Here is an 8,620-nt window from a genome sequence, read left to right as displayed (position 1 = left end):
ACTGATCTTTGAGTTGGGGATCAATAGAATTGTCTTCGATTATGTTTTTGATCCAATCCTCTTTTTTGTCGGATCCGCTACCGGCAATCTTCTCTTGTAATATGGCTTTGATCGGATCGTCTTCGGAGCTGGCATCGTTAGATTGACCTTCAGTCCCGTTATCGCTGTGATGACTTTCAGGTAAGGCATGGGTAAATACATTTTTAGGCTCAAGGGAGGCTAACCCGAACCTCGTTCTGTATTCAACAGTGGTCCCGTCAGGCAGCAGGGTAAAAACAACACGGTTTGGTTCAGGGTAGGGCGCATTGCTGGAGGTTGATGGTATGTCAGGATCATCGGCTGAATGAGGCGTGCGAACTGCAACGGCAGCATTTGCAAAGATACCTTTTTTGGCCAACTCCCTCAAAACTTCAGGTACAGCATAACCTTTATGGTTAACATTCAGTACACCCAGTACACCCGAAGAACCAAAAATGCCTTGTGCAGAGTTATCAAAAGAGAATGCTATGGTTTGTACGGTGGTATTGCTGGGAATTGCCATACTTAAAACCAATGTTAGCTTTTTTATTAAGTTCTGAGTGTCGGAAAAAAAACGAGTAGCGCGTCTGATATCAGAGAAATAAACCTCTCCGGTAATGATGACTTTAGTGTCTTCACCAATGTTTGTGAACGGTATTCCTTTTACTATTTCGAGTTTAAGTGTTTTTCCTTGCGGCATATTAATTTCAACAACATTGTACAAAACGCTTTTTTCAGTTCTGTACTCATGATAAAGATTAATAGACTCTGTTAAAGATCTTTCTTTATCGTACAGACTGTCAAATAGATTAATTATTATTAATTTGTCGTATGGTCTCTCACGCACTATTAGTGAAGGGTTGAAACTAAGAACATAAGATCTTCTGTTGTAGAAGGGATTGTTTGCTGAGAATTTAACAAATGGAATGATTTTATATTTTCTTTTTAATTGGGTATTTTTCAATCTTTCAAAAGCGTTATAACCTATTTTATTGATAATCCGCTGGTCAGTCTCCTCGTTATGATATGAAAACTTTGCTGACATCATTGCAACTTCATTAATGTTACTGCTGGAGACATCCGTTTTATTTATTTGATAGAATTGACGTAGTTTCTCCTTTATCTTTGGTATGAGTTCTTCCTCACTTATTGCAGATTTTTTTAAGCCTTCTACAGCATCATGAAGAAATGTGATTTCATCAAGTGATATTTTGATCAGAGGGTTTCTTTTGAGAGTTAGTAGGATAAATGGCTGGTTTGCATGATCAAGAGTACTGTCTACAAAATTACCTAATGAATTTATTTTCATTCCGAACATTAATGTATTGCGGGTATGATGTGTTAGTTGATATTCCCCTAGTCTTTGGAATAGATCACCAATACTGGTTTTTTTTACGATATCTTTAATCTGACTGGTTTGTTCTTCTGGCAGGTTTGTATCGTATGTCTCAAAATAATGGCTGGGATCTGGAATCATTCCATCTGAAAACATTTTTTCAAAAAGAGCACGTATCTTAGCTCTTTCGAGACGTTTTTTGTTTTCATCACTTACTCCTATTTCTGATATAGACTCGCCCGAACTACTCCTTTTTAGAAAGGCCTTGCTCTCCATTTCGGGTAGTAGTCCTTTATCAATATATGCCCCTCCAAAATTGAAAGCATGATAAATTCCTATAAATCTTTCGGTTATTAAAGAGTCAGTAAAGCCTAAGCTGTATTTAATATATTGAATCTCTATTGGTTTGAAATCAATCTCGTCTCTATGAACGACAGCATCGACAATGGATGTTTCAATTTTATTTAACAATTCACTGGTTTTATCCCATTGTATGGCAAACGACTGCTTTACATTATCTGAAAAACTGGAACTCATTATATTCAATTGTTCTACGTTTGGGCTTTTACCCATAAAATCATCAATTATTTTCCAGGTGCGATCTTTCAACTTCGCTATATCATCATCTGGAGAATCTTTCTCAATAGCATTTTTGTTTATCTCGGACATCAGCAGCGAATATAGTATTTTTTTGTATGCCAAACGTTCGGGAGCCCATACATGGAGTACGTAGTCCGGGTTCACCTTGGCCCATATTGTCAGACAACCAAACTCCCAACCTTCAATGGGATCGACAATGCTGACATGCATATTCTTGGGTACACGGAAGTCTCGCATGATAACACCTGATAGATTGACCTACATGGTTTCCCGGGGGATTGCGATACTTGCCCTTTCACCGGCGTGATCAGAGGGCTTTAAATGTGCAATAAACGTAACAGACAGTGTAGTATGGAGTTCCGTCAGATTCCTTATGGAATCAGCCCTGACCCATCGTCGTCAAAGGTTGTGGATTCGTCAGGTTCTGTATCACTCTCTGGGTTGCCGATGGCATAAACGACGGACTCTCACCAGTTCGATGGCCTGACAGGGCACTGATGTCCTGTACCAGACGCTGGTAGTGTTGGTTCAGCTCTGTGTCGTTCAGGCTTACCACCCCTTGCTGCTTACTCTTCGCTGTATCCGTGTCAGCGTCGTCTTTACCGCCTCCGGCCAGGCTGCTCAGGTAATGTACCAGCCGTTGCCCTCTGCGAATGATCCTGTTCAGAAAGCTCAGGGCTTCGTGGTTTCCATCGGCACTGTCACTCTCGGCCAATGCACTATCGTTGCTGTTGATCAAAGCTGTGGGGCTCAGGCTGACTTGTCCGCCTTTAAAGTGCAGGCTGGCCAGCACGTCCGGTTTGATCAGTGCCAGGGTCTGGTTAGTGTCGGTATTGATGATCCTGACGCTCTGGCTCCTCAGGGGCAGGGAGCCGTTGCTGAGTGTGAGGTTGCTGCCGCTGCTCTGCTCCTGCGGGTCACACTGGTTAAACCCTACCTGTTCCGCAGTCAGGTCAGTAAAGAACAGTGCGGTGCTGTTATCACCCGTCAGTCGTCGTAAATCCGCTTTCGACCCGGACGACAGGAGGACATAATGCTTGCCATAATCGTCTACTGTCCGGGCTGGCCTGCACGCCCGCAGGTCATAGACGTCATTGCCAGGACCACCGATCAGGGGGCGGGTCCAGTCGACGAAGGCTTGCCACAGGCTGCTGTTGCCGGGTGCTTCCAGCTTTCGGTTGTCACACCGATCGCTCCGTGTCCAGTTTGCCAGTACCTCGGGGCGTGCGGCTGCGTTTCCCGACGTCCCCAGCAGCAGCAGGTCATTACCGCCCCGCCCCAGAATGGACCATTGTCGGGCATGGGCGCCCACGTACAGGATGTTGTTACGGTCATTGCCCCAGAGTCTTAATGTCCTGTTGCCCATGGCCGACGAGCTGATCACGGCGGGTATAAACGGCCATGGACGGTAATGGCTGCCGGGTTTCGGTCCGCTCACCTGAACACTGCCGGGTTCCCAGCCCCACTGGTTTGTGCCAGTAATAAACACTTGTCGTCTGGATTGTATGGGGTTTAATGGCTCCAGCGTCAGTTTAATCCCGTCCATAGCCCGGTGTGTGACGATTTTTACTGGCCGGTCTTGCGCTTGCCGGATGTACAGGGGGTTGCTGGCGTTGGCGTGGATGAATCGAAGGCGGTTCTTCCGGTTCCCTGCCGTTAATGGAAATACCACCCCCTGACCAGAGCGCATCACCCTTGCCGCCAGATCGGATAAGGTCAGCTGAAGGTCATTGAACACCAGGGTCGTTGGTTGCGGGAACCGGTCGTGCTGTTTGGGCCAGACCCCCTGGATCACGATCCCGGCGTTGCCTCCCTCAAAGCGGTGAGACAGGACCAGGTTCTGACCCCGGCGACCGGCCTGGTAAAGGAAGGCCGGTACTTTCAATTCAATGCGGGTCTGTGCCTGGTTTTTAACGTCGGTTTGTTCTTCAGCAAGGCCGGGATGGAGGATGATCCGGGAAAAAAACGACAAGTCACTCTTATTGATTTGAATCACATCCGAACCGCCCTGGCCCTCCACCATGACCCCAAACTGTCGGCGGGAGGCCGCCCGGTTCTCATAGTAGTAAGTATCCAGCCGCAAGGCTTCCAGGTTGATACTGTCGTCTCCGCGCGTTCCTGACAGTAGCAGACCGTCCGCCATCACGGCTACCCTGCCAAAGGTGCCCAGTGACTGGTAACTATCGAGGATGACCTGGTAGAGCGTTTGGTGTTTTGGGCTATAAACGACCGAAGCCGTTGACTCAAGCGGCCGGGCATTCCGGGTTGTGCTCTTTTTCCTGACCGTGGTTTGACCAATAATCAGTTGCTGGGCACCGTGCTCCTTGTCAGGCAGGCCGAACAACAGTTTTTGTTGATGGAAATACCGGCCCCGGTAATCTATCCAGGCCATTCGGGTTCGGGCATAGCCGGGGCGCAGCTTGAGGGCGATCAGTCGGGTGTCGGCCAGCAGCCGGCGAGCGCTTATTGGCACGGAACGCATAGCCTGGTTGAAATCCTGCCAGGTCGAGAAGATCAGGCTGTCGGAGGGTTGCCTGGGCCCCATCAGGCTCAGGTCCAGCGCCACCAGGGACAGTTGTTTCCGGTTGGCCAGGTATTTAGCCCGCGGGGTCTTGATGCTCCATGCCTGGTCAATGGGTTCCCACTGGTATCGGCCTCGCAATTCGTTGCCACCCGCGAAGTCGTAACGGCAGGGAATGGAGACCAGGTTCTTGAACTCGCTGGGTATCCCGGTCAGAACGGCACCAGCCTTCCCACAAAAGGGATGGCCTTTTGCACCTTGGTCAGGCCGTGGGAAAAACTGGAAAGCTTGCTTTTTGCGGGTATCCGATAGGGCGAGCAGCTGGCCGTCGTCATTGACCGTAATCTTGAATTTGTCGCGTTTTTTGGCCGCCAGCAGGGTTTCACCGTCCGGGAAGTACCAGAGATCCAGTGTCCTGAAGGGGTTGAACAAGGTGTGGTTGGCGACCGGGGTTGTCAGGGGTACCAGACCTACTGTTGCTGAGAACTCCTGCCGGGCCTGTGCCACCCTGGTGCGCAACACTCCCTTGATGTCAGTGATGAAGGCCCGGGCACTGGCGTTGGTCCAGGCCGTGTCGGGGTGATCCAGGGTCACTTTGAACAGGATTGTCTTGACCATTTGGCCCAGGTCCAGGCTCGTCATCGTCACGCCGGATCGGGGGGTGAACTGACGCACACTCAGGGTATCGTTAGACTTGGCGACGGTCTGCCCGGTGGCCTTGAGTTGCCAGTGTGCAAAGGGTTCTGTTTCCACTGGCAGGTTTTCGCTGACCACCCGGGTGTTGTCCCAGGCCTCGTCCGGTATCCACAGCTGGAAGCCACTGTGGGTATCGGCCAGGAGACTGCCGGAGTGCGCCTGCACACGGGAAAAGACCGGGTGTTTGGCCATCTGTGCTACCGTCCGCTGCTCGCCCGCCGGGCGGATCACCTGGAAGCCGGAGCTCAGCAACTGGATGCCCCCGGGATGATTCTCGTCGGTGCTCAGCCAATACAGGTTGCCGGAATGCTGGCTGAACATAAGATAGTAAATGCGCTGGCCCCACACTACCTTGTGCACCGGCAGGTGGCCACCTCGCAGTCGTTTCTGGACAGGCTCACTGATCTGCCGAAGACGGCTGCCGTCGTCCCCATAGATCAGCCGACCGCCATCCATCAGACTGCTCAGGAAGGCAATATAGGTTTGGGTGGACTCGTCATAAAAACCGGCCCGAAGGATGCGACGACTGTCGTAGCTGTCGACGACCCGAAAGGGAATCAGCCCTTTTTCTTTTGCTGTTGTGGGAGGGGCGCTGAGCTGACCATCCAGGGTCTCTGCCGCAATCACCCGGTGAGCCAGCTGGCCGGATCGGGTGACCGTCAACAGGTAATAATAGGGGGCCTCAAACACCAGCAATTGCGAGTCATCTTTGCCCGGCAATGTCCTTGATACCTTGCGGCCAAACACCGCGCCATGCTTTGTGGCGCTGAATTCACGGAATTGCCTGATTTCCTGATCCAGGATCCTGGCACTCTTGAACAACACCTGTTGATTGACGAGGTCAATAAAATAGTAGCCAGTGGTCGGGCTCCCCTGGATCGGTTTTACCTTATCACTGGGGGCAATGAGCTGGATTTCTTTGTGGTGGCGGGTATCGTACCAGAGCTTCACCCGGTCTAACTTATGCCAATCTGCTTTGGCCAGTCCCAGCTTGCCGGGGAAGCAGGAATAGGGTGCATCGCGATGCCCAGCGGCCTTTTTTCTACAGTCCTTCAGGTATTCAGACCAGAACTTGTACGGTATTTTGCGTGACGACTTGAGCCACCAGTTCGGCGCCTGAGCCATGCAGTGTGCATAGATCGAGGTGGCCTGGCATTCTTTCAGTTCCAACGGCAGAAACCGGCTGAAAGCGGTGTAATGGGTCGTTATTCCGAGCAGTTTCGGTGCCCTTGACTCCTTTTCATTCAGGTTCTTAGTGTCGTATAAACGGCGAATTACCTTGCGATCCTTCGGCAGCCATTCAAACTGTGCGTTGGCATCCTGGGCTATCACTCTATAGGGGGTGTCCGGCGTCGGGGCAGGAAACCGGAAACAGGTCTCACCCAGGTAGAGGGTCCAGGTTTTTTCGGTCTGGTTCAGCACGGTTGAACAGCTTCGCGTCCCGCCGGCCTGCTCGGTTATGCAGGCATAGGGGCGTTGTCCGTTGTAGTTCAACACCCAGGTAGCGGCGGTCTTTCCACGGGGGTGAATGCGGATGAGGTGGGCACCGTTGGACATCAGGAGGTAGGTGTTGCTGCCCCCTACAGGGCTATGCAGGTCGTAACTCAGCAGCCAGATGAATTCAAGGACCTTGTGAAAGACGAGGATGTGATCTTTTTCATCGAGATACACGTGGCTGCGTGAGAAACGGTACGCGAAAGCGTCCGTATGGGTGAACATCTGGCCAATGTATTTATCCGTGTATCTGACTTTAAATTCATCACACAAAGGAGCATTTTTGCACGTACTGATCTTGGTGTCTTTTACCTTTTTCTGGTAAAACAGTTGCAGCAGTTCATTGCTGACGGCATTCAGCAGCTTTGCACCGGGAGAGCTGCTTTTTGGCGCACTCCCCTTAAAGGTCTGGTCAGTTCGGGTGTAACCGAGTCTGACATCCCACTCGGGTGTGGAAGGCATTAAAATCATCTTTTTGTCGGTCATCTGATCCAGGTTGTGAAACACTCCTCTTTCACATTGGTAGGGGGTTAAACGCGGCTCCTTCGAGCATAATGTCTTCAGGGCATTGTCGATCAGGTGGTAGGGAACCGGGGAGTAGTGGAGCTCGTTGATATCGCTGGCGCATTCAAACCTGTTGTACTCTACGGTGGTTTTATCCTTACACTTTTTCTGTTTCCAGTCGTTCTTTTTTCCGGCGATGAAGGTTGTCCGGAATGAATAGCCTCCCCCGAGGGTCAGGGTCTTGTTGACCAGGTCGATCGTCTGGATGTTTACGGGCAGGAGATTTTTGCCGTCCCCGCTCATCAAAGCATTGATGGTCTGGTTGCCGTACAGGTAGCTTTTGGGGTCCAGCTGGGCGTGAATCGTGTTAAAGGTTTGGGTCGCCTTGCCCGCAGCGTCCCGTAACTTTTTAAAGGCCAGCTTTTCTAACTTTTCTTTATAATACGAGTCAAAAATAGCCCTGACGTAGTGCATGACAGTGTCAATCATTAGCCCGTAAGGCCCGAGAAACTCCGAAATAGTGGAGATACCCATATCCACCGACTCAAAGATCACCCTGGATTCCAAGAGTTTCTTGACTTCCGGATCCTTTTCGTTCTCATATTCAATTCCGGTCAGGATGAGACTGGTTGTTTGCACACCGAAACCCGCTACAGGCAAAAAACGAGCGACTTTTTTACCCAGCCCCTTGGCTTTTTTCAGCCCGCTGGTCGGCTTGCGTAACTCGGTGTAGAGTAGCTTTGGTGCTGTCCGATGGGAAGAAAATAGCTGCTTGGAGGACGGGCTTAACCACCTAAGCCCCTCTAGCCCGAAACCGATCCAGTCAAACACCTCCAATGTCACTGCCGCAAAAAAAACCACCTGGCGTCCGGTATAAATCTGCCGTTGGGTGTCCGTCATATTCAGGGACCGAGGATTTTCGTAATGATATCCCACGGAGTCAATCCCGGTGATCAGGTCGGAAAGGCCTATGAAAGACCTATACTTGTCCAGACTGCCGGTGGCTGCATATTTCCCTTTGACCTGCGATGGTGATGGACGGCCCACGCCCTTGAGAAAGCCCCGGAGGCGGTCAAAGGCTCCGGAGGTAAACCGGATGTTCTTTCGGGTCAGGGTATCGGGCTCCATAAAGTCCATACGCCAGCCCTGGCCATCCCGACGAAGGGTATCCAGAATGGGAACGATGTTATCGGGGAGCGAGTGCCGGGCTTTAATGTCCCTCAGGACGGTGTCAAACTCCAGCAAGCGCTGCCTGAATTTGCTCCGTTCCCTGGCGACGGCGGACAGACTATCCACCGCCGTATCGGTTTGAGTCACTGTTTGGGGCTGCACGGACACCGAAGAGGGGCTGGACGGCAAATTCCGGAGGGCTTTTGAATCCGCTGGCGGTGACATCAGCACCCGGGTTTCATCGGTAAACAGCCGGTATTCCGGTTGTCCGCTGGCCGGGG

Annotated in this window: 2 protein-coding genes; both read right to left on the bottom strand. The window is 51.0% G+C overall.

Going from position 1 to position 8,620, the window contains the following annotated elements; all coding sequences use genetic code 11:
• The coding region (locus KBW69_RS22885) for a hypothetical protein (RefSeq protein WP_257282421.1) at nucleotides 1-2,191 on the bottom strand (2,191 nt) is incomplete at its 3' end.
• 142 nt (nucleotides 2,192-2,333) lie between these two features.
• Complete coding sequence (locus KBW69_RS22880) at nucleotides 2,334-8,486, bottom strand: hypothetical protein (RefSeq protein ID WP_257282420.1); 6,153 nt, start codon at nucleotides 8,484-8,486, stop codon at nucleotides 2,334-2,336.
• Nucleotides 8,487-8,620 lie beyond the last annotated feature (134 nt).

This window comes from Endozoicomonas sp. ISHI1, assembly GCF_024606225.1.
Taxonomy (GTDB): Bacteria; Pseudomonadota; Gammaproteobacteria; order Pseudomonadales; family Endozoicomonadaceae; genus Endozoicomonas_A.
The sequence above is the reverse complement of the archived record's forward strand: the minus strand, read 5'-3'. Positions and strand labels throughout refer to the sequence as shown.